This is a genomic window from Ornithinibacillus scapharcae TW25 (genome assembly GCF_000190475.1).
In the GTDB taxonomy this organism is placed as follows: Bacteria; Bacillota; Bacilli; order Bacillales; family Amphibacillaceae; genus Ornithinibacillus; species Ornithinibacillus scapharcae.
The window spans coordinates 36,362-58,378 of sequence record NZ_AEWH01000038.1 but is presented as its reverse complement, the minus strand read 5'-3'; the positions used below and the strand labels follow the sequence as shown (position 1 = coordinate 58,378).

At 37.9% G+C, this 22,017-nt stretch carries 21 protein-coding genes and 1 pseudogene; 8 read left to right on the top strand and 14 right to left on the bottom strand.

From position 1 onward, the window contains the following. The first annotated feature begins 185 nt into the window (after nucleotides 1-185). Entirely contained in the window at nucleotides 186-1,028 is an 843-nt protein-coding gene (locus G5W_RS0109405) for an aldo/keto reductase (RefSeq protein WP_010096132.1), read from the top strand. A gap of 343 nt (nucleotides 1,029-1,371) precedes the next feature. Further along, a complete protein-coding gene (locus tag G5W_RS0109400; protein ID WP_010096131.1) occupies nucleotides 1,372-2,061 on the top strand; it encodes a hypothetical protein in 690 nt (229 codons plus the stop codon). Between the two features lie 175 nt (nucleotides 2,062-2,236). On the opposite strand, the gene G5W_RS0109395 is transcribed toward G5W_RS0109400, so the two are convergent. Beyond that, nucleotides 2,237-3,199, bottom strand: coding sequence for a helix-turn-helix transcriptional regulator (locus tag G5W_RS0109395; RefSeq protein WP_010096130.1), 963 nt, complete (start codon nucleotides 3,197-3,199; stop codon nucleotides 2,237-2,239). Between the two features lie 106 nt (nucleotides 3,200-3,305). Here G5W_RS0109395 and G5W_RS0109390 point away from each other — a divergent pair, with 106 nt between their 5' ends. Together G5W_RS0109390 and G5W_RS0109385 are read left to right on the top strand one after the other, a co-directional pair. Next, on the top strand, nucleotides 3,306-3,785 hold the full coding sequence (locus G5W_RS0109390) for a GyrI-like domain-containing protein (protein ID WP_010096129.1): 480 nt from the start codon (nucleotides 3,306-3,308) through the stop codon (nucleotides 3,783-3,785). A gap of 13 nt (nucleotides 3,786-3,798) precedes the next feature. Further along, nucleotides 3,799-4,263 (top strand): hypothetical protein, encoded by a 465-nt coding sequence (locus G5W_RS0109385; RefSeq protein WP_010096128.1) that lies wholly within the window; start codon nucleotides 3,799-3,801, stop codon nucleotides 4,261-4,263. 160 nt (nucleotides 4,264-4,423) lie between these two features. On the opposite strand, the gene G5W_RS0109380 is transcribed toward G5W_RS0109385, so the two are convergent. The 5 genes from G5W_RS0109380 to G5W_RS0109360 form a co-directional block, all read right to left on the bottom strand. Continuing rightward, nucleotides 4,424-5,500: a helix-turn-helix domain-containing protein gene (locus tag G5W_RS0109380; RefSeq protein WP_010096127.1), complete on the bottom strand. Its 1,077-nt coding sequence runs from the start codon at nucleotides 5,498-5,500 to the stop codon at nucleotides 4,424-4,426. A gap of 182 nt (nucleotides 5,501-5,682) precedes the next feature. Further along, nucleotides 5,683-6,654 carry a DUF4097 family beta strand repeat-containing protein gene (locus G5W_RS22785; protein ID WP_010096125.1) on the bottom strand — a complete coding sequence of 324 codons (972 nt, stop codon included), beginning with the start codon at nucleotides 6,652-6,654 and terminating at the stop codon, nucleotides 5,683-5,685. Then, on the bottom strand, nucleotides 6,655-7,254 hold the full coding sequence (locus G5W_RS0109370) for a DUF1700 domain-containing protein (protein ID WP_010096123.1): 600 nt from the start codon (nucleotides 7,252-7,254) through the stop codon (nucleotides 6,655-6,657). Further along, on the bottom strand, nucleotides 7,247-7,567 hold the full coding sequence (locus G5W_RS0109365) for a PadR family transcriptional regulator (RefSeq protein WP_010096122.1): 321 nt from the start codon (nucleotides 7,565-7,567) through the stop codon (nucleotides 7,247-7,249). Before G5W_RS0109365 ends, G5W_RS0109370 begins: the two co-directional genes overlap by 8 nt. 256 nt (nucleotides 7,568-7,823) lie before the next feature. Then, nucleotides 7,824-8,792 (bottom strand): hypothetical protein, encoded by a 969-nt coding sequence (locus G5W_RS0109360; RefSeq protein ID WP_010096121.1) that lies wholly within the window; start codon nucleotides 8,790-8,792, stop codon nucleotides 7,824-7,826. 225 nt (nucleotides 8,793-9,017) lie between these two features. On the opposite strand from G5W_RS0109360, the gene G5W_RS0109355 reads away from it, so the two are divergent. Beyond that, nucleotides 9,018-9,701 (top strand): TerC family protein, encoded by a 684-nt coding sequence (locus tag G5W_RS0109355; RefSeq protein ID WP_010096120.1) that lies wholly within the window; start codon nucleotides 9,018-9,020, stop codon nucleotides 9,699-9,701. Nucleotides 9,702-9,859: 158 nt separating this feature from the next. Here G5W_RS0109355 and yeiL read toward each other — a convergent pair whose 3' ends face one another. Then, complete coding sequence (gene yeiL, locus G5W_RS0109350) at nucleotides 9,860-10,531, bottom strand: transcriptional regulator YeiL (protein WP_010096119.1); 672 nt, start codon at nucleotides 10,529-10,531, stop codon at nucleotides 9,860-9,862. 81 nt (nucleotides 10,532-10,612) lie between these two features. On the opposite strand from yeiL, the gene G5W_RS0109345 reads away from it, so the two are divergent. After that, nucleotides 10,613-11,782 carry an MFS transporter gene (locus G5W_RS0109345; protein WP_010096118.1) on the top strand — a complete coding sequence of 390 codons (1,170 nt, stop codon included), beginning with the start codon at nucleotides 10,613-10,615 and terminating at the stop codon, nucleotides 11,780-11,782. Between the two features lie 63 nt (nucleotides 11,783-11,845). On the opposite strand, the gene G5W_RS0109340 is transcribed toward G5W_RS0109345, so the two are convergent. Together G5W_RS0109340 and G5W_RS20825 are read right to left on the bottom strand one after the other, a co-directional pair. Beyond that, a complete protein-coding gene (locus G5W_RS0109340) occupies nucleotides 11,846-13,000 on the bottom strand; it encodes a hypothetical protein (protein ID WP_010096117.1) in 1,155 nt (384 codons plus the stop codon). An 84-nt stretch (nucleotides 13,001-13,084) separates the two neighbouring features. Continuing rightward, complete coding sequence (locus G5W_RS20825; protein ID WP_010096115.1) at nucleotides 13,085-13,840, bottom strand: MerR family transcriptional regulator; 756 nt, start codon at nucleotides 13,838-13,840, stop codon at nucleotides 13,085-13,087. 211 nt (nucleotides 13,841-14,051) lie between these two features. Between G5W_RS20825 and uvrA the strand changes: the two genes are divergently transcribed. Continuing rightward, nucleotides 14,052-16,475, top strand: a complete 2,424-nt coding sequence (gene uvrA / locus G5W_RS0109330) for an excinuclease ABC subunit UvrA (protein ID WP_010096113.1) — start codon at nucleotides 14,052-14,054, stop codon at nucleotides 16,473-16,475. A gap of 393 nt (nucleotides 16,476-16,868) precedes the next feature. Here the strand turns inward: uvrA and G5W_RS0109325 are convergent, their stop codons facing one another. Continuing rightward, nucleotides 16,869-17,447: a DUF1062 domain-containing protein gene (locus G5W_RS0109325; RefSeq protein WP_010096112.1), complete on the bottom strand. Its 579-nt coding sequence runs from the start codon at nucleotides 17,445-17,447 to the stop codon at nucleotides 16,869-16,871. Nucleotides 17,448-17,882: 435 nt separating this feature from the next. Beyond that, the gene (locus G5W_RS24485; RefSeq protein WP_010096111.1) at nucleotides 17,883-18,014 is read right to left on the bottom strand and encodes a hypothetical protein; all 132 of its coding nucleotides are present in this window, start codon (nucleotides 18,012-18,014) and stop codon (nucleotides 17,883-17,885) included. A gap of 250 nt (nucleotides 18,015-18,264) precedes the next feature. Here G5W_RS24485 and G5W_RS0109310 point away from each other — a divergent pair, with 250 nt between their 5' ends. Next, nucleotides 18,265-18,513: a hypothetical protein gene (locus tag G5W_RS0109310; RefSeq protein WP_420178303.1), complete on the top strand. Its 249-nt coding sequence runs from the start codon at nucleotides 18,265-18,267 to the stop codon at nucleotides 18,511-18,513. 48 nt (nucleotides 18,514-18,561) lie between these two features. Here the strand turns inward: G5W_RS0109310 and G5W_RS0109305 are convergent, their stop codons facing one another. The 3 genes and pseudogenes from G5W_RS0109305 to G5W_RS22115 form a co-directional block, all read right to left on the bottom strand. Beyond that, a complete protein-coding gene (locus tag G5W_RS0109305) occupies nucleotides 18,562-20,001 on the bottom strand; it encodes a glycoside hydrolase family 1 protein (protein ID WP_010096109.1) in 1,440 nt (479 codons plus the stop codon). A gap of 1 nt (nucleotide 20,002) precedes the next feature. Continuing rightward, nucleotides 20,003-20,899, bottom strand: coding sequence for an ROK family protein (locus G5W_RS0109300; RefSeq protein WP_010096107.1), 897 nt, complete (start codon nucleotides 20,897-20,899; stop codon nucleotides 20,003-20,005). Between the two features lie 69 nt (nucleotides 20,900-20,968). Further along, a pseudogene (locus G5W_RS22115) lies at nucleotides 20,969-21,993 on the bottom strand (LacI family DNA-binding transcriptional regulator). Nucleotides 21,994-22,017: the final 24 nt, after the last annotated feature.

The following is a 22,017-nucleotide window of genomic DNA, read 5'->3' as shown; positions in this document are numbered from 1 at the left end:
GAATGAAAATAACGCATAAGTTGATGTTGATAGAGCCTGTCATCACTTTCTTGAATGAAAATAACGCATAAGTTGATGTTGATAGAGCCTGTCATCACTTTCTTGGATGAAAATAACGCATAAGTTGATGTTGATAGAGCTATCATCGCCGTTTATTTCTCACAATTATAATGGAGGTTATATAAATGATTAAAATTTTAAACAGCACTACAGCATTGCATAACGGTGTCCACATGCCTTGGTTAGGTATCGGTGTGTTCAAAGTGGAAGAAGGCCCAGAATTAGTTAATGCTATTAAATTTGCTATTAAACATGGTTATCGCAGTATTGATACTGCGGCAATTTATGAAAATGAAGCTGGCGTTGGACAAGCAATTCGGGAAGGAATAAAAGAAGCAGGTATCTCAAGAGAAGAGCTTTTTGTCACTTCTAAAGTTTGGAATTCTGATTTAGGCTATGAGTCAACGATTGCAGCTTATGAAACTAGCCTACAAAAACTAGGTCTAGATTACCTAGATCTATATCTCATTCACTGGCCTGTGGAAAACAAATATAAAGAGGCATGGAGAGCAATGGAAACTCTCTATAAAGAAGGAAAAGTGAAAGCTATCGGTGTCAGTAACTTCCAAGTTCATCACCTTAAAGAATTAATGAAAGATGCCGAAGTAAAGCCAATGGTTAATCAAGTGGAATACCACCCACGATTAACCCAAACAGAAGTCCAGCAATTTTGCCAACGTAATGGTATTCAGCTAGAGGCTTGGTCACCTTTAATGCAAGGCCAATTATTAGACCATCCTACTCTACTAGAAATTGCAAATAAGTATAACAAAACGGTACCGCAGATTATTATCCGTTGGGATCTACAAAACGGGGTTATTACGATTCCAAAATCAACGAAGGAACATCGGATTATCGAGAACTCCAATATCTTTGACTTCCAATTAACGGAAGAAGATATGAATCGAATTAATGGTCTGAATCAAAATCACCGGGTTGGGCCAGATCCTGACAACTTTGATTTTTAGGGGATAGTCTAGCTGCTAAATAAGATGCCTCTTTATATCTAACCGGGTGAGAAAACTGAAAATAACATTGTAAATTGGAGACGCAATTCCTTATGAATGAAATAGCGTCTCTTTTTCTATACACCATCCCTTGTACCTAAAATACAAGTTCATTAAGAATTTATTCTAGCAAAACTTGATTTCCTTCCAGTTAAAGGGAATTTTTATGTTAAAGTAATTGTATAGTATGCTTGAACCAAACTTACTCACCAAACGAAACAATATGGACGTGAGTTTAATGAAATCAACTATACAATGCGGAACTTCAGTGGGTTCTATAATAATGAAAGGTATGGTTTAACGAATGAAATTGCTCACAAAGAATCTTCTTTTTAATGTTGCTTTATGTATGCTTGTAGGAATGCTAGCTGGATGTGCTGGCGAAACAAACGAAAAGTCCACAACAGATTCTTCCGAAAAAAGTTTAGCTTTAGAATCAACAGAAGATAAAAAGGAAACAGATGAAAATTCTTCAACAAGTGAGTTAGAAGAGGCAGAGACTAATGCAAATGACACCTCTTCGGATAAAAATGTTAATAACAATTCGGAGATAATCGCATCTGAAACTAGTGACGCAAATGTCGTCTATCAGGGAGAAACACTATCCCAATATTCTAGTGAACAGATCGAATATGCTCGAATTTGGTTACAGCTAGGACCGAACCAAGAGATAGATGAGTTAAACGTTCGGCATATTTCAGCTGGGGAACCAGTTAATATTTATGATGAAACAAGTGCTACCTACCCAAAAGATGTGGTTACATTAGAGGGATCTCGTTCTGTTGATGGTTCCGTAACTTATAGTAGTAATGGGAATGGTACGATCAACGTGTACAATGTTCCTTCACATTGGGCTAGTCCCGCTCAGGTCGAAGAGAACTTTATGAAAGAATACACAGAGGATATTATAAAAAGTGCAAAGCTGGTGTACGTTGATCCAGGTGACAACGAAAAAATTATAGAATTAATCAAACTGCTACATGTTAATAATTAAGGATAGCTTCAGTTCCATCAGCTTAGAAAAAGGGACAGAACCCCTTAAGTTGGCGTCATAATTCTAACTTAAAGGGGTGTTTTTATGGCAAAATATAGGTAAAAATTCAACATAAGACTTCATTAATTAAATGATCCCCACAATTCCAGATTAATAGCGTATTAACTGGCACTTCTTATGGCGAGTATAGTAATAATCTCTTTTGTAAAACATCTAAGACCTCTTCAGGTATTTCTTTGACCTTTATATCTTCACCCAGAAAAAGTAGCCAATTGGATAATTCATTCAACTCTTCAAGATGATTAACATCAATAAAAGTCTTTAAAACAGCCGTGGTTTGATATGGATTCGTATAAGATATGCTAGCCTTCAAAGGATGGTATTTTTTGAACTGGGCAATTGCCTTTGGACCTAGTTCTAAAACAAGGTTAACCATTTCTTCCTGCTTACTCATTTTTTCTAAAACCTTTTTCTTATTTAAACGTTTTTTGACCGGGGATGGTTCAACATTTGTAAGATTGTCTACAGGAACGATCCTTCTCTTTTCATCCTTTACATCAAATCCTTCAATAAACCACATGCTTTTTTCACGATATAAATGTAAGAGATAAATTGGATATATCTTTACCTTATTATCTTCTTTGATCGTAAGTAGTAAATTGCTATCCAAAAGAATGTTTTGGATAAGAGTTTCTAACATAGGATGGGGCAGGTCTGATAAATCAAGCAAGTCAGGATTGTGAGGATTCGTACCTTCAAAAAGCAAAATTTTATGAAGAAGCACTAGGTCATCTTGCTGGTTTTCTGAGATAAGCCCGAGAAGTTTTTCTGCTAATGAATGACGACTCTTTAAATAGGGAAGTTGTTGATTTCTAGTGGCCATAAAGGCAATAAACAATGCTTTGATTTCATTATCTGTAAAGCGTACCGTTGGCAGGACAGAGTTGTTCATAACAAAATAGCCACCATCTCTACCAACTTCAGCAACAAGTGGCATCCCCATCGCCTCTATTTCCCTAATATCCCGAATAGCTGTCGAACGGGAAATATTAAACTCTTTCATGATTTCCGATATGGTAAAGTGGGCACGATTGTTGATATAGCGCATGATTGTATTAATCCGCTCAACTTTTTTCATTAGGGCCTCCTAAACAGTGTCACTTTTTGACATGGTTTAAGGCTATTATAAACTCAGAAAGAAAAAACAAAAACACTTTGTTTTAAAAAAAGGAGGAAATTTGGAAATGGCAAATTATAAGTTAGAGGAAAAGGAAAGCTTTACTGTATTAGGGATTGGAACGGAGCTTAAGAGTGATTACACAGACTATATGGGCATCAACAAGGAAAAGGCAGATTTCTGGCAGGCAGTACAAGAAGACGGAAGTTTAGATAAGTTAAAAGCTATTGCTTCGAATGACTATATTTTTGTTGTGAACGAGGCAGTGAATAATAAAATGATGCATTATGCTGGGGTTATGACAGAAGAAACCCTACCAGAAGCAACACGACTTATCCAATTTCCAGAAGGGGAATACATCATAGTCGAGGGGGAGGCAAGTACAGATGAAGAGCTAAGTAACAAGCTCACTGGAATGGCCTTTGGTGAAGCCCTTCCTGAAGCAGATTACGTTGCCTATGTTGGTGGACCGAATACCGCTGTGGTGATGGGACAGCGGGACGGCCTTGTGTATGGTGAAATGTGGATTCCTGTTGTTCGGAAATAAAGGAGGAAGCGATATGTCATATATTGTTGATTTTAAAAATGTATCTACAATAGGGTTAGAGTCATCACCTGTGGCAGATGCGCTAGCCGGGTTGCGGGCTAATGAAGCGAGATACTTTATGAATAAATACAAACATGAATTTACGGTAGTACCAGCTAGTGAAAGTCAGGAGACATTAGAATATGTGAACCGAATATTAAAGGAAGAACGTGATCTTGAGTTTGCTGCTAAACCTTTAGAAACGTCGAAGTTTCAAGTTGAAAACATCAGATGGGCCTACATTTTTTATGAGGATGGACTTGAAGTTAATGTGTTGTATACGGTTGACAACCCTAAGAAGCGCGCTGTTGGTTTTAAGCTTTCTGAAGGAATGGAAGTCCCAAAAGAGCTAGAGGGTAAGTTTAAATTTGCTAGGCAGAAGTCTAAATTAGCCGGAACTATACGAGGATCATTCTTTGTCATTAAAGGGGAGTATTAATCTTAACAAGCACCCTCCAACTAACTGGAGAGTGCTTTTTCTTTGCAGGGAATCCAGATTAGAAAACCCCATTTACATAGCTTAATCAAAAGATAAGCTATCTCTTTATGCTTTAATCCTTTTAAAATCCCCATTAATTAATACTGCCTATCAATTTTATTCACTTTACTTTATTAATCAGCTCTATATATTGTGAATCTCCATATCCTACTGTTGGGAAAACTTCGAATAGCCGCTTAAGCAATTCAGGTGTAGGTAACTGTTTATTTTTCTCAATAAATTTTGTTACAATATTAGTTTCTTTCTGCATTTCTAAGTATAACTCTATAGCTTGGTACATGACTGGAGGAAGTTCATTTTTTGGTTTCATGTGATGGACCAATACTTCTTCATAAACGGAATAATAGCTACCCAAAGTAAGCTCCGTTTGGCTAACTTTAAACTCGTCCTCTCTAAAGCTATTGAAAAATACTTTACCTTTATATTGAGACTGCTCAAGATAGGCTAGAATAGTTAGAAGGTTCATCTGACAAAACATATCTTCCCCAAACCATAATACAATATAATCATAGTTTTTATGGAACAGGTTATTGAAGGGTTTTATTACCTTAGATCGGTAATTGTCCTCTGACTCACCATGTCCTGCTGCTCTTGTTTGAATAAAGTCTTGGTCGAATATTGAAGTCGTAGTCGCATTAATGCACATTGCTTCATTAAATGGCGCATAATCCGAATTCCCCATAAGCTTCTTACTTTTAAATTCCTCATACATGAGTTGGCCGTTTAATATGTTCAGTACGTTATAGTCAAATAGTTCACTCTTCCTACTCTTTAAACGTTCAACCTCAACTTCCCTCGATATATTCATTCTACAATCATCCTTACCATAATAGATTTGGAGCTTAGCAAATGATTGAACAGGCATCTGATTTACTTGGAATTCCTTTGGATTAATACCAAAAACTGCTTTGAAAGCCCTACTGTAAGCTTCCTGAGATGAATAATTATAATCAAAGGCAATATCGATGATCTTTCGATTATTTGCTAGATCTTCCGTAGATAAATACAATCTTCTAAGAAGAATATAGCGCCTAATACTAATACCTGTAACTTGATGAAATTTAAAAGAACAATAATAAGGTGAATATCCCATATAACGAGCCAAATCATCTAGCGAGAACTCTACTTTTAACCTATCCTCCATCCAATCAATCATTAATTGTATATATTCATTCATCTGCCTCACTCCTTACTAAAATAATAGGCTATATTCAGGTTATTATTTTGATAGTTGTTGTGCTAACATTAGCAGACTTTGCTTTACTAATGCTACTTTACCAAAAATAAAACTCCCCAAAGGTATCAGAATTCTATCTACCTTTGGAGAGTAAATCTCTTTTATGCTAATTATAATTATTTCTATTCTTCGTTAAACGTAACTTCTACATCACCATCTGAAGTGCTGATTTCCATCTTATTATCCGTTTTGGCAGAATGGGATGCTTTCACTCCTAATTCTTTATCATTCACATAGACGTCACCAAAGCTTGATTTAATCGTATAACTCAACTCTGATTCTTTATTCGCTAAATCCAAATAGACACTTCCAAATTTACTTTCAATCATGGTTTCACCAAAGAGTACGCCATTAATTTCTATATCTCCATCCGTGCTCTCTATTTTAGCCCCTTGACTGGTGAAATTTTCAAAGTAAGTATCACCAAATTCGATTTTTATGTTGGTATTTACAGCATCAATAGACTTAAACTCATTAGATCCATCCGTCATTTCTATCATGAAATCATGTGTCTTCACATCTGAGGCTGTGACATCGCCAAACCTGTTCTCAATCGTTAATCCATTTGAGTTAATATCATATATCGCTACATCGCCATCTGTAGCTTGAATCACCCATTGATCTACTGATATTCCATCTATATGAATATCACCAAATTTACTGGATATCTTGGCATCTTCTAATTCAGCATCCACTGGAACATAAATTTTAATGTTTGTTTTATCAGTGAATCCAGATAGATTCATGGAAAAACCGAACCACGTATTGGCGGATTTTTCATCGCTAATTTTCAGTACTTCATTTTCAACTTTATGGCTAATCTCTATACCATCCAATCGTTCAATCTCTAATCTGAATTCATTTGAGGGAATAATCTCTATATCTGCATCTGCAAGATCTACGTCAAGATTCTTATATTCTTCTAATATAAATTCTTCTTGTAAACGGTCACTTTCCCCCACTGCCTTAAGTCCATCGCCAGTATTAATAATTGAAAACTTAGCTCCCGTCAAAAGGCCAATTACTGCAAGAAGGATGCCAACTACAATTAATCCACTACCAATTACTTTCACTTTATTTTTCCCTTGTTTCACTTATTTCCCCTCCTTGCGTCTGTTTGTGATTTTATCAACCAGCCTTTTTAATAATCTCACTACACCAGTGCTAACCTTTTTGGAGAAATATACAATTGGGGAATATAGTAGCATCCCAATACCAAATACAACTAGACCTATGCCAATAAAGAATATTGCCGTCTGCCAATGTTGAAAGATTACTGCAAATCCGGATACCGTACTGACAAATCCCGAAATTGGTAAACCAATGACAAAAATAAAAAGTGTAAGAATAGTCATTCCACATACCAAGATTAAGGAAAGTGCAAAAAGAACAACCACAGCCAGCAATGGCAACGCAATAGGTGAAGCTAGAATTGCCAGTATGATGAACCAAACTGCAGAAAAGCTTTTTTTCGTTGGACTATTATCCGTATCCAAATCTTTCACCGCATAGTCCGCTAAAATCTGTGATGCAACATGGGACGGGGAACCTAACCTTGCAATAACAACATCTGTACTTTCTTCGCCTGCTTCTTCAAAATACTCCTGATAATAAAGAATAGCCTCATCTATTTCTTGTTTTGGTAGTTTTTTGATTTTCAATCGAAGCTTCCTTAGATATTCATCCTTACTCACTATTTTTACCCCCTAATAAAACAGAATCAATTCTTTGCTTATAGTCGACCCACTCTTGAAGCAGCTCCTTATACCTTTCAATACCACTATCCGTAATACGGTAATATCTGCGATTTCTACCCTGGAATGGCTGATCATATGTGGTCAAGTAATCTTGCTTCTGCAATCTACGTAGGACAGGGTAAAGTGTCGATTCCGATATATCCATAATCTCACGTACCTGCTGAGTCAAGGAGTAGCCATACGCATCCTCTCTTGCCAACACGGCAAGGACACATGCATCAAGTAATGAGGAACCCAGCTGGAATGACATTGGAACACCTCCATATTTAATTTATAATACTATACGTTATATAATATTGTTTCTGGTGATATTATATGACGTATAATATCAGAGTGTCAATAATATTTTGTGGAAAAAATTTCTTTAAATGGAAGACGGTCTAATTTGTTTGCAAGTTTTATTCAAGAAATAACAAAACAGCACCCTCTAATAAATCGAAGGTGCTGTATATATAATTCTAAGTTTTTCCCATCAATAGGTGCCTTTTCATTAGGCTTGATTAACGTCATTCACAAAAATCATTTTCGAGATCTTCAGCGTGCTCCACAACCCCGACCTGATTTAGTTCAAAATAATAATTGGAATAACAGTCTTCAAGTCCCCTTAGCCAAACAATTTCATCATCACTTGCACCTTGATTCCAAGTCTCGTTCGTATGACTGTGACTTTCGATGTATATTTTCGCCTGTCCGTCTTCTATCGTAAAATCTTTAATATTACTTACATCGACATAAATATCGGTATCATCATAATTATAGACTACTGTATTATCCTTAAAAATCGTTAGGTAGGGTTCAAAACCTGGAAAGTCCGAGCCGAAGAATTCCTCTTTGAAACCAAAATTAATTTGTTCTTCTAATCTGTCATCTTGGTCAGGACCGAACTTTTCATCAAATATTTCTATATAAGCTCCTAATGGTTCATAATCGCTATATTGAGCTCCGTAACTTAGTGCAGTCGATTCCGTTATGCTATAACCATATTTTTCTTCATAAGAATCGATAATTTCTTCAACATGTTTATCGAATTTAATATGTTGAAACTCGCTACCATTATGTTGGTTATTGAAGATTTTATCTAGATTAGTATTTTGATTGACAAATATCGGTATAAAGTTTACGACTGAGAAAATATTATCTTCTCCTGAATTATATGTAATGGGAGCTTTTATTCCTAAGACAACTAATCCGGATGCTGTAGCCGAAAGCTCTCTGTTCTCTGAAAGGGTCACAATATCGTTCCCCTCTTCTATCCAAAATTCAACTGGAGGATTTGATTTATTGAATATTTTCGAGGATTGGGAATCATAGCTTATGGTATAGGTATCTCCGATTTCCATCATACTAGGAATACTTATATTACTGTATGTGAATTCTTCTTCTTTATCATGTATTAGGATAAAAATACCAAAACCAAGCAGTATTAAAAAACCTAAACATAACGCTACTAGTAGTTTATTTCTTTTAGTTTGCAAGCATACTCACCCTTTAATGGAAATTAATAATTCACCTTCCAAAATTTTGCATAAACACTTATAGGTCAATTTTACCATAACACCTTTTAAAAGGGTGATACTACTGTATGCAATTCAAACCAAGCCATAAACAACACTCCTGTCCCAACTAATTGAGGAAAAGCAAAAAAGAGGTATACTAAATACTGTCATCTTTAAAAAATATGAACAAAGAAGGAATTAAATTTGGATATTTTTGCAGCTGAGACCATACTTACACTACTAACCGTTGTCGCAATTGATTTAGTATTATCTGGAGATAATGCGGTGGTTATTGCAATGGCTACTAGAAGATTACCTGAACATAATCGTAATAAAGCAATATATTTAGGGACAGGCTTTGCTATCGTTTTGAGGATTGTATTTGCGGTAGTTATTGCATTACTATTAAATATTCCACTTGTCCATTTTTTTGGAGGTCTACTCCTTTTATATATTGCCTATCATGTACTAGTCAATAATGGCCAGGAGGAAAATTCTGTTGAGGCAAAGGACTCTATTGCTGGTGCAGTCGGAACAATTATAGCTGCGGATGCCGTCATGAGCTTAGATAATGTCGTTGCCGTTGCGGGTGCTTCCAAAGGTAATATTTTAATACTTGCTTTAGGAGTACTGATTAGTATTCCTATTATGATATTTGGGTCAAAAATCATTGTTAAATTCATGGAAAAATATCCTTGGATCGCGTACATTGGCTCGGGAATTTTGGCTTGGACTGCCGGTAACATGATTATTGGTGATGAAAAAATAATGGAGTGGTTTCATATTAAAGAAGGCATTATTACCTATATTTTCAGCATTATTGTAACAGTACTATTACTGGCAGTTGCTTATTTTAGGAACCAAAAGAGAGCTTCTTCAGCCAATTGAATAAAAACCGGGTTATATAGATAATAACCCGGTTTTTCTATTTTACTAAAAGAGAAAAGTTTTGTTCCTAGCGTTAAAAAGAGGAGTTAACTCCAAGGTGAATAATACTTAAGCTCACTAAATGGTCTTGTTACTTTTCCCTTCATCCTAACTAATCTCTATTTATTATTCATCACTTTAGCGAGCTCAGACAATGACTCGTATTGTTTAATGTGATAATTCCGCCCTTCCTTTTGCAAGTAACTTTTTTCACAAAACTGGGTTAACACATGCAATAGGTGACGGTAGGATACCCCTAAATAATCACACACCGTTACGTGTTTCTCTTTATAAATCCCTTCATCAGCAGTCTGCAAGATAAAGTCTGCTAGCCGATTTTCAAGGGGAAAGGCAAGACTTTGGGAATATTTCGCCGCTATCGTCGTTGCTTTGACACTTAAAAACCTTGTTAATTCACGAAGAAACTTTGTATCCTCCAGTAACTTTTCACGATAACGATTAAATGGTAGAGCAAAACAAATTGTCTTGGTGGTTGCTTGAATTCCCTTTGTATAATATATTTCATTTAATAACTCCATCTCACCAATGAATTCCTTCGCATTGATAAAGTTGATTAATGATACTTTTCCATTTTGATGGGTTACATATATTTTCGCTTTTCCTTCGATCATGTAAAATAGAAAATCTGGCCTCATTCCTTCTTGAATGATCCACTCGTCCCGCTTATATTCACGAATCTCCGTGTATTCGTCAATCGAAAAAGAGAATAGATGGGCAATAGAGTGTTCTTCTAAATATAGCCGCTTCTTCTCACCTTTATAAATTTCCATCTTCCACCTCAAAAATAGGAGATTTCTCATATTATTTATCCTTATTTCCATGATATCATGCAATCATTGAGGAGGATACGTATGAATACACAAAGATGGATGGGCACACGATTTTTTAGTTTCTTTCTAACGTGGGGGATTTTTCTACCTTACTGGTCTGGTTGGCTTGTCTATGCAAAAGGGGTTACCGTACCAGAGGCTAGTCTAATTATGAGTTTAGGATTAGTCGCAAGAGGTCTTTCCACCTTATTTGCATTTCCATATTTATCGGAGAAATTTAGTAGTAAAAGTCTTTTAAATGTGGCTGGAATCAGTACTTTAATAGCTATTCTTTGCTATATTCCAATCAATTCCTTTGCCGGTTTACTCGTTATTACGATTATTGTACACATCTTTTACCCGACGTTAATGCCTGCTTTAGATAGTGCGGCAAGTGTTTTGATGCAAAACAACCAATTAAAACATTACGGCAGAAGCCGTCAATGGGGGTCCATTGGATTTGTTTCTATTGGATTTGTCATCACTATCTTTACCGGAGAGTTTGGCGATGAAGTCATTCTTTGGGCATTTTTAATTGGGATAATTGCTTTAGTTGGCCTCAATTTCTTGAATGCACCTGATATTTTATCGAAGAAACCGGAAGTAGATGACACGGAAAAAGTAAGTATGGTAAAGCTGTTTAAGATGAAACACTTTCCGTTAGTACTTATTATTGTTGTTTTACTCCAAGCGGCACATGCCACATATTATAATTATGGCTATATTTTTTTACAGGATATCGAAGCACCTATACACCTTATTGGGGTAATCCTTAATATTGCGGTACTTGCGGAAATCGCATTCTTTTTCATTGCAGATAAGAGCTTTAATAGGTTCTCAACTGGTAGTTTACTAACGCTATCTGCTCTTGGTTCTACCGTACGTTGGATATTAGTATTTGCCTTTCCGAATGTCATTGTTTTCTGTATCGCACAGGTCCTACATGCTTTTTCATTCGCTATGGCACATTATGCGTTTATGAAGTATTTAACGGCTCATATACCACTAGCTTATATCTCCAGAGCACAAGGCATGTACTCTGCCTTTGCGATGAGCTGGAGTACAGGGGTGTTTACAGTACTGGGTGGCTATTTATACGAGATTGAACCAAGGTTCGCCTTTATTGGGATGGTAGTATGTAGCTTGCCAGCGATGGTGATTGCGATGATTTATCGCAGATTGGATACTGGGTTGAAAGCTAGAGTTAACTGATTAGTAGATGGCTAAATAGAAAGACGAGATCCTACCTGAAATAGATCTCATCTTTCTATTATTCTATATTAAAAAGTATCTAGGATCTCTTATATTCATCCTTGGATTAGGATTAAAGAGTTTATATATAGCCTTACAGATTTTAACGATAAGCAATATTGGATACCAGCCTATTATTAATGTAAACAAGTTAACTATTATCGCTGCCTCATATAAGTCCGGTATTTCCGAAAACAAAAATAATGATAGGCAATTCCCTATAGAACCAACTAGTACGTATACTATTGGCATATACCACTTTGTATATTTTCGCCAATATACAAACAGAAACGGAATTACCATATTTACTAACACGACACCAAGTAGTATTTTTTCTTCGAATTCAAACGTATTATCTTCTAACAACGGTACACTCGGCATGATTACTGCTCCAGCAAAAAGTGCATATAAAAATAACATGATAATGACTAAAAACTCTGCTCGCTTTGTTCGTCTCCGTTGATCCTTTTCTTTTAACTGTTCAACCTTTTCATCTTTCCAAATGATATAAGGCTTCGAGGTTTGGTTCATTGTCAGGGGAATAGGTACTGGCAACCTTTCACCATCCCATGGAATTCCTTCAATCTGATTAAAGTCAACATCATAAGAAGCCGTGCTATCATATGCGATAGTTAAGTCATATTCTGTATAATATATTGGAATACCCTTATCCTTTAGTCTTAACAACCAATCCTCCAATTCTTCCGCATCATACAACCGTTGATAAAAGTTACCGTCTTGATGCATAATGATGAGTAATACACCTAATATATCAAAGCTAGTTTTATGTAAGTTTAAATATTTACCTCTCAAATTACCAATTAATACCTTGTTCATCTCGTCGAAACCAATATGTTTCTCTTCTACCTTATTCTTAGTTTTGTGAATATGCTTGATAGCAATTCCATTCTCATGGAGCACAAACTCACTTACATGATTTACATATCGATTAATTGTTGCAACACTGACCCACGGTATGCTCACCAGCACAATAACGACAAACGTACAAAAGATAGCTGGTATTAAAAAATCCCCTCCAAGTATATACCAGTATATCGTTGCTATAGCTAGTGCCAATGTTAACAAGCCAAATATCACTGCAAGTACCAAATTTAAGTAAAAGCCTGTCTTTGGCATTTTTGAAGAATATTGAAGGGGTTCATGTTGACTTTTTTTCATTGGATCATCCTTTCCTAAGCTTTTTTAAGATTCATACGGTTAGAATGATAAAAAGTTTCGGGAATTTTATAATGTCCCATAACATTAAACCCCGTCACGATAATATCCATATGATCCCAAGTAATTTTCACTCCACACGTCCTGTTCCGCAGAGATAAGATCCAATAATTTATTCAATGACTTGAAAGCTTTCATACGTGCAACCAGCTTTTGATCAATATATCCTAATGATTGAATGGCTAATTCCTTTGCTCGTTTAATATGCTGATGCTCTGTTTCCGATAACACTTCTCGAACGACATCTAATGACCAGGCCGCCCGAGACACCGTGCGAATAATTAGAATACGTCTAACATCTGCTGGCGAATACATTCGATAGCCGCTCTCCTGGTGACGAACAGGCGTTATTAGCTCCTCATTTTCCCAATGACGTATTGCAGAAGTAGCTACTCCCGCAATCTCCGCTACTTCACCAATCGAATAAAATTCTTTTTTCTTACGACTTCGTTCAAACCATTCTACTTCTTCTACATCTAACATTTCTATAACCTGTTCTGCTTGATGTCTTTCTTTCTGTAATTCGGTTTGCGCTTGATTAATCTTCCACAAAACCGGCATTATTTTTCCTTCTTGGATTAACGGCATCATTTCCCGAACAAACTGCATCCCGAAACCAATATTCATCTTCACGATACATTGGAAATAGGCTGCATGAATCGGTGAGTACTCGCGATAGCCATTTTTTGCTCTCGGAACTTCTGGAACAAGCCCCCATTCTTCATAATGCTTCAGCGTACTTGTGGACACACGACAAAGCCTAGCTATTTCAATTCCCTTCATTTTTTCACCGTCCTTATCCCTTCAAGTATAACCTTAAAGAACTTGATAACCTTTTAGTCTTCAAACCCTATCATAACAAATAAAATTCCAATCAAGTAGGGGGATTGCATCAATGTTGTACGATAGAAGAGCGAGTTAAAGGTGAATAATACTGTCAACAGGCTATATGAACACCTTTCATAAAGACAAAATAATAAAGGAGGCAATTCATATGTTAAACATGATTCGTATTGAAGGTGCACAAGAAAACAACTTAAAGAACATCACGCTAGATATTCCTAGGAATCAATTAGTAGTTATCACAGGGCCCTCTGGTTCTGGAAAATCAACCATTGCATTCGACGTACTGGAGCGGGAATGTAATCGTCAATTTCTAGAATCCAGCGGACTATCTACTGATGTGTTCGAACGACCAAAAGTAGATAGAATTAGCGGTCTATCCCCCTCTATTGCCATTAACCAGCATGTAACGAACCGCAACCCCCGATCAACTGTTGGAACTGTAACCGATCTCTACACTTACTTGCGAAAACTCTTTGAACAAAAAGGAAAACGTCCATGCTCCAATTGTGGTGAAACACTTTCTCCACTACCAACTGGATCTGATGAAGGAACAGTAATATGTGAAAACTGTCAGGCAACACATGAACGTCTAACCCGTGCTGATTTTTCTTTTAACAAACCTTCTGGTGCCTGTCCTACCTGTTCAGGGTTAGGTGTTGCCAAAGAGATTAATATGCAACGACTCTTTAATCGTGAGAAATCCTTAAATAATGAAGGAGTAAGCATTTGGTCTGGGACTTGGGGAGAGTACAATACGAATGTCGTGATTGCCGGAAGTGAGCATTACGGCTTAAATATAACCGCAGACAAACCACTCCAAGATTTCACCGAGGTAGAGTTAGACTTCCTTTATTACGGAGTAGAAGATGAAAGATTTGCGCATCACTTCCCAGACATTAAGCCACCGAAAACCGTTGCCAAAGGAAAGTTTGCTGGTGTATTAGGCGCAATGTGGCGTTCCTATAAAGAAAGCGGAGAAAATGCACAGGTTGCAGATTTCTTTGAGTCAAAAATCTGCCCGGACTGTCACGGTGAACGATTGCGGGAAGAGATTCGCTCTGTTCATGTCAATGGAAAACGCTTGCCTGAGCTCTCTCTTCTTCCTTTAAACGAGCTGTTGAACTGGGTTACTAACACGATAGAACTATTTCGGGATGAGGATGATGACCTTTTAGCGACCGTTCTCAATGATATGCATGAACGACTCAAGCGAATTTTGCAAGTTGGCTTAGGCTATTTAACACTTGATCGTCAAGCAATCACCTTATCAGGAGGGGAAGCACAAAGATTACGGCTTGCTTCTATCCTAGGCTCTGGACTTACCGGTGTGTTATATATTCTAGACGAACCTACTGCCGGATTACACCCTCGTGATACGGATGGGTTAATCGCAGTAATGAAGAGTTTACGTGACCTAGGAAATACTGTTCTTGTTATTGAACACGACGAATCCGTAATGGAGGAAGCTGATCACCTCATCGATATTGGCCCAGGTGCTGGACGACTCGGTGGAGAAGTAATTGGTATCGGGACAGCTTCTGACCTTGTTCAGAATCCAACTTCCATCACTGGTCGCACACTTGGAAGAGAAATCTCCTTACCTTCCAGAGGGCGGAAAGGTAATGGAAGATCTATTTCCATCAATAATGCTACGAGACATAATTTAAAGAATGTTTCCGTTGATTTACCACTTGAAACACTCACCGCGATAACGGGGGTTTCTGGGTCAGGAAAGTCTACTCTAATCTTTGATGTCTTAGCGAATCAAGAAGGCTGCGAGTCTATTACTGGAATGGAAGAGATTGACTCCATTATCAATATTGGACAAAGTCCACTAGTTCGAATGGCGCGCTCGAATGTAGCGACGTATATGGATATCTATACAGATTTACGAAAAGCCTTTGCCGATCAAGAAAGTGCTAAAGATTTAGGCCTTACCGCTAAACATTTCTCTTTCAACACACCTGGAGGTCGCTGTGATCGATGTGAAGGAATGGGGAAAGTAGATGTGGATCTTCATTTCTTGTCCAATACCCAAGTTACCTGTCCAGTTTGTAAAGGCAAACGTTTTAAGGAAGAAGTACTGGAGGTAACGGTAGAAGGGTATTCGATTTCCGATTTCTTAGAAATGAATGTGGAAGATGCACAAAAGCTTCTTTCAGGGAAAAAAGTTCAAAGCCGATTAAACCTTTTAGTTGATGTTGGATTGGGTTACCTAACGTTAGGACAACAGCTTACCACTTTATCTGGTGGTGAAGGGCAGCGTTTGAAGCTAGCAAAAGAATTAAGTGGATCCCAAAAAGGGCATACACTCTATTTGCTAGATGAACCAACAAGTGGACTTCACACCTCAGACATTACCCATTTACACGAATTACTGAATCGCCTAGTAGATGCGGGAAATACCGTCATCATGGTCGAACACAATATACCAATGATCTCCTCAAGCGACTATATTATTGATATGGGGCCAAATGGTGGAGCAGAAGGTGGCGAAGTGATAGCTACTGGAACTCCTGTTGAGTTGAAGGTGAATGCGGATTCTGTCACTGGTAAATATATTGCTATCTGATTATACATTAGAGGCTGGGACAAAATTAGACGAATCAATAGCGAACAATAATCTAATTAAGCACCGGAAATATACGTAGACTCCTTGAAAAAGGAGACCACTTTTTCTACGTGCGATGTGTCGCTGCCGTAGCATTCCTTGTCCTGTGGGAGGATAGGCCTAGCTGAGACCCCTCGGGGAGCGATAGCTCTGAGGAGGCTCAGCAGCCGCCCATTGTGAGGTAGACACTGCGACGGTTTTGTCGAGCAGATGTCGCCCCTGTACGGGAAGTAAAAGCGAAGTATATTTGCGGTGCGGGTTTTCCCACTATCTATAGATATTGTTCGGATTCTGATTAGGCTAAAATACTTTTGTCCCGGCCTCATTTTGTCAAGGTTTCATTTCTTATCCACACTAAAGCTTCCAATTACCTTTGACCGATATTTGTAAGTTATCGATTACTTTATCTTTCAATGTAACATCAGGGATAAACAAAAAAGCTCCTGCCTTTGCCAATGCATTTACCTTCGACCTTGATACTCCTAATATCTCTGCTATCAGCTTATCTATTCTAAGACCAAAATCATATTTACAGGTAATTCTAATTGTCACTTCGCTAGATATGGACTCAGAATTTCCCTTTCGTATCTCATAAGCTATATCTTTATTTACAGCATCACATCGTTTTCGTAAATTGCTAATTTGAAAAGCATGATACCAAATCATATCTTTATTATTTTCCATATACTTTTGATGTCGTAATGGATCAATTCGGTTTACATGTACTCTTGATAAAATTGGGCAATTCCAAGTACCCTCGCAATTTATACACTTATATATAAGCCAAATATCAATCATTTTCTGATTTGCATTGACTCTAAATTTATCACTACATGAGAACTCTGTGCTCTTTTTGCAGTTCTTACAATTTCGGATAACATTAGGTGTTTCATGAGCAATAATCTCATACGAAACAATATTATTTAAACTCATTCCGGCTCCTCCAATTAATTCAGAGGAACGCAAATAATACTGAATGGAGAATGATTTTCCGATAGAAAAACTCGCTCTTCCTATATGAATGTGTTCGTTTTTCTTATGCAGGCTGTAAAGTTTTTTTGCCTACAAAAAAAAGCAGGATACCTTATAGGTATCCCGCTTGGAATTAACAAAACAGATTATCCCGCGTTCCCTGTAATGGTTAAAAATAGGCACACTTCTCCCTTAGACTGAACAGTACTGTTCAAAAAAGAAATGTACTATTTAGTTACTCAACCATTACAAGTAATTTGGCAAATCCAATTCCACCTTCCGTATTTCTCCTATTTAGAATTATACAACAATTACACTTGTTGTCAATGACACCATGCATCATCTAAATATATTTCCTGATATCGTGAACATAGCCCCCACACACAATCGATCCACTTATTTTTTCTTCTTCAATTCTCTCAAATATCCCATAGACGAGGCAAACGCAGCAGCTCTTTCCGGAATACCTTTTCTCACTAGTGCTTCTGCAGTTTCTTCAATTTTGTTTCCAGCACCTTTTAACTCCATATGATTACCCTCCCTTCCTGCCCATATTATTTACCTGGTAAATAAATATATTTATAAGGCGGTATTATAGAGTTGTGATTCTTATCCCTTCGTCTTTTAAAGGCACGTGATAGGTTGATGCCCAAGCACGATAGGCGAATGAAGCATATTCTTTAGTGTAGAAAACAATTAGGAGGAATTTGCCTTGACTAATGAATATCAAACTTTCGGACTGCCAGAAACATTTCATCCGGAGGTTCACGAGGAACGTATACGACCTGGGTTTGGATTCGGTAGACCGGGTTTTGGTTTTGGAAGACCTGGATTCGGATTTGGAAGACCTGGATTCGGATTCGGTGGGCCTGGTTTCGGCTTAGGATTTTTAGGAGGACTTGCGACAGGAGCAGTATTGTCCCCAGGACCTGGATTTGGCTATAACTATCCGCCATATCCTTACTATCAACCGTACTACCCATACTCACAATATCCAAACTATAACGTGCCTTTCTCCCCATATTAAAATCAACCGATATAACGAAAAAGCGGAGCGACAACTCGCTCCGCTTCTTCATTCCAAATTACTCCCATTCGTCTCAATAACTTCTTTATACCAGTAATAACTTTTCTTTTTAATACGTTTAAGGTCATGTTCCCCTTCTTCATGCTGATTCACATAGACAAATCCGTATCGTTTTTGGAAGCCATTTAACCAGCTTAAAAGGTCTGTAAATGACCATGTGCAGTAGCCAATTAAGTCTACGCCATCACTAATCGCTTCCTGAATCGCCTTCAAATGTAATCGGATATAATCTATACGATAGTCATCATTGACGATACCTCCGTCCTCAAGCTTATCATATTCCCCTAAGCCATTTTCACTGATCAGAACAGGTAATCCGTATCGATTTGTAATGCGCCGAAGTGCGATTCGAAGTCCGGTTGGGTCGATGTTCCAATCCCAATTCGTTCGCTCCAGATTTTCGTTTTTAACTGTTTTAAATAGACCTGGTACACCGCTATCTTCGGTTGAACCTTTCTTTCCGGAAGTATTCATTTTACCTTCTGATACACCGTCTAAAGGATTCCTCTCAAAAGTAGTCGTTTGGTAATAGTTTAATCCCATAAAATCCGGTTTACCTTCTTTTAGTAATTCCAGATCACCGTCTTCAATCGTTGGAGTCAGTCCCTTCCTCTCTAAGTAATTCCAGGCAACTTGAGGGTATGTTCCCCACGCATAGATGTCCATCCACCAATGCGCATTCAACTCTTCTGCATTTTCCGCTGCAAGAATATCCTCCGGCTTAGCGGTTGCAGCATAGGAAGGAGAATAAGCAAAACTAGGTCCAATCTTTCCTTCTGGTACATAGTTACGGAATTCTTTAATGGCACTTGCATTCGCAAGATTCGCATGATGATTCACTTGATAGAATAGCTTCTCATCCTTCACCCCTGGAGGATGAAGGGCGTTTCTGTATCCAAAGCCTACGAAGATATTTTGTTCATTCAAGCTCACCCAATACTTCACACGATCACCAAAGTGCTTGAATAGTGTAACCGAATAATTAGTAAAGTCGCGAATAATCTCCCGGGATTCCCACCCACCATATTCATCTTGAAGCGCCTGTGGTAAATCCCAATGATAAATGGTTAAAATCGGTTCAATCTTATGCTTAATCAACTCATCGATGATATCACTATAGAATTGGAGACCTTTTTCATTTACTTCGCCTTTCCCTTTAGGAAAGATACGAGTCCAGGCAACCGAGAAACGATAGGCCTTCAAGCCCTGCTCCGCCATCAGACGGATATCCTCTTTATACCGATGGTAGTGGTCAACTGCCGTATCACCAGTCGTACCTTTGAAGGTTTTGCCGGGAATACGGACAAATTGGTCCCAGTTAGAAGGTCCCTTTCCATCCTCGTTCCAAGCCCCTTCTACTTGGTAAGCAGCAGAAGCTGAACCCCATAAGAAATTACTAGGGAATGCCACTAAATCTTTATGTATCATGTTACTTCCTCCTCTGTAAGAAGTGATATAACGCACCAATCAAATTAGAGTCATTGCCAAATTGGCATGGATAAACCTGAATATCTAAACATGCTTCATTCGGCTTCATCAGCTTGAGCTTATCATTAATTTTATCAATTAACCCATCCCGTTTACTGATAGCCCCACCAATTAATATTTTTTCTGGGTCAATCATGTATTGTAAATTGTATATCCCTACTGCCAAGCGCTTGATGAATTTCTCAATCTCATCCTGCACCTCCAGATCACCCGCATCTGCCATTTGAAACACCTTTAGTCCATCAAGGGTGTCTGGGTCCATATTTTTCCGTTTAGCCACCTGCATCACTAAGCCAAAGGTTGCCGCAAGTGAGCTCCAGGTTTCGCCGATTGGCTGATCAAAATAATCCTCCAGAATCATATATCCGTATTCACCAGCGAAAAGATTCCTACCATGGCGAACCTTTTTATCCAAAACTAGCGCCCCACCAATTCCAGTACCAATCACAATACAAATGTAGTCGTCAATTCCTTTAGCGGCACCAATCCAGCCCTCTGCTAACCCCGCACAATTCGCATCATTTTCTAATTCCACCACCAGATTTGTACGTTCCTGAAGAAGCTCCTTTATGTTCGGACCATGAATATAAGGAACAGCCGTGATTCCTTTAATATATCCGGTTTCCACGTCGACTGCACCTGGCATACTAAGGGCAATGCCACTTAGTTCATGACTTCCTTGAAACTCCTCTACCACGGATACAATAGCATTTACTAAAGATTCTATACCGCCCTTCGGTGTTGGAACGGAGGACTTTTGTATAAAAGACCCGGCTTCATCCATAAGGGAATACTTAATTGCGGAACCACCAACGTCAAAAACTGCATAATAGTTCACCCGAAAACCTCCTAACACCCCATACAAGATTCTAGTTGCTTATTTTCTAATACCATTCAGTGAATCACTTTACCAGAAGGTTTTACTCGCTCCACATGACTCCCTAATAATCAGTTCAGAGTCTGTAAACACTGGCTTCAATTTCGATTTTCCTTCAATCAAATCATTTAACATATACGCAGATAACTTACCGATTTTTCCTTATCCTGTTTTACTGTGGTCAGCTTAGGATCACTATAACGGCATGCTGGAATGTCATCACAACCAACAACACTGAGGTCGGTTGGAACCTGTAATCCCGCTTCACGCACAGCCTTTAATGCTCCTAATGCCATTAAATCAGACGCAGCAAACACTGCTTCAGGAACATCCTCTAATTCTAGCATTCTCTTCATGGCGAGATAGCCGCTCTCTTCCTGGAAATCTCCGAATTGAACCCAATCATCCTTAATTTCAAGGTCGAATTGATTCATTGCATCCTTAAATCCCTTTAACCGTAAATTTGAAATAACAGATTCACGCATCCCGCCGATAAATCCAATTTTACGATGGGAATTTAGATAAAAATGCTCGACTACTTTTCTCGATAAACTCACATTATCTGTCATGACATAGCTTGCATTAGGACCTTTTAACTCGATATCAATCCCAATACAAGGAAATCCACTTTCCGCAAGCTCAAACGTAGCATCCTCTACTTCCTCACCAGCGATAATCAAACAGCCATCCACATTGAAATGCTTGCACCTAGCTAAATAGCTTCCTTGATCCTGTAAGAAGTGCTCATTCGAAAACATCAGGATGTCATACCCCAGTAACCCAATATTCTTCTTAAAGGTGGAAATAACTTCGTTGAAATATGGGTGCGTCATGTCCACATTGATTCGTCCAGCATAAATCAAACCGATAAGATTAGATTTTTTCGTTGCTAGGGACCTCGCTGAAAAATTTGGTGCATAGCCCATATCGTTAATAACGGTCATGACTTTATTCTTCGTTTCCTCACTTATTCCCTTATAATTATTAATTACTTTTGAAACAGTAGCTTGTGATACTCCTGCCATTTGTGCAATATCTTTTATGGTTAACCCCATCGTATGATCTCCCCTAATTCCTTT

Bases quoted from the DNA above. Each gene is read 5' to 3' on its own strand.
- G5W_RS0109400 (WP_010096131.1), top strand. From the start codon at position 1,372: ATGAAATTGCTCACAAAGAATCTTCTTTTTAATGTTGCTTTATGTATG.
- G5W_RS0109345 (WP_010096118.1), top strand. From the start codon at position 10,613: ATGAATACACAAAGATGGATGGGCACACGATTTTTTAGTTTCTTTCTA.
- G5W_RS0109325 (WP_010096112.1), bottom strand. From the start codon at position 17,447: ATGAGTTTAAATAATATTGTTTCGTATGAGATTATTGCTCATGAAACA.
- G5W_RS0109385 (WP_010096128.1), top strand. From the start codon at position 3,799: ATGTCATATATTGTTGATTTTAAAAATGTATCTACAATAGGGTTAGAG.
- G5W_RS20825 (WP_010096115.1), bottom strand. From the start codon at position 13,840: ATGAAGGGAATTGAAATAGCTAGGCTTTGTCGTGTGTCCACAAGTACG.
- G5W_RS0109340 (WP_010096117.1), bottom strand. From the start codon at position 13,000: ATGAAAAAAAGTCAACATGAACCCCTTCAATATTCTTCAAAAATGCCA.
- G5W_RS0109405 (WP_010096132.1), top strand. From the start codon at position 186: ATGATTAAAATTTTAAACAGCACTACAGCATTGCATAACGGTGTCCAC.
- G5W_RS0109390 (WP_010096129.1), top strand. From the start codon at position 3,306: ATGGCAAATTATAAGTTAGAGGAAAAGGAAAGCTTTACTGTATTAGGG.
- yeiL (WP_010096119.1), bottom strand. From the start codon at position 10,531: ATGGAAATTTATAAAGGTGAGAAGAAGCGGCTATATTTAGAAGAACAC.
- uvrA (WP_010096113.1), top strand. From the start codon at position 14,052: ATGTTAAACATGATTCGTATTGAAGGTGCACAAGAAAACAACTTAAAG.
- G5W_RS24485 (WP_010096111.1), bottom strand. From the start codon at position 18,014: ATGGAGTTAAAAGGTGCTGGAAACAAAATTGAAGAAACTGCAGAAGCA.
- G5W_RS0109305 (WP_010096109.1), bottom strand. From the start codon at position 20,001: ATGATACATAAAGATTTAGTGGCATTCCCTAGTAATTTCTTATGGGGT.
- G5W_RS0109380 (WP_010096127.1), bottom strand. From the start codon at position 5,500: ATGAATGAATATATACAATTAATGATTGATTGGATGGAGGATAGGTTA.
- G5W_RS0109365 (WP_010096122.1), bottom strand. From the start codon at position 7,567: ATGTCATTCCAGCTGGGTTCCTCATTACTTGATGCATGTGTCCTTGCC.
- G5W_RS0109395 (WP_010096130.1), bottom strand. From the start codon at position 3,199: ATGAAAAAAGTTGAGCGGATTAATACAATCATGCGCTATATCAACAAT.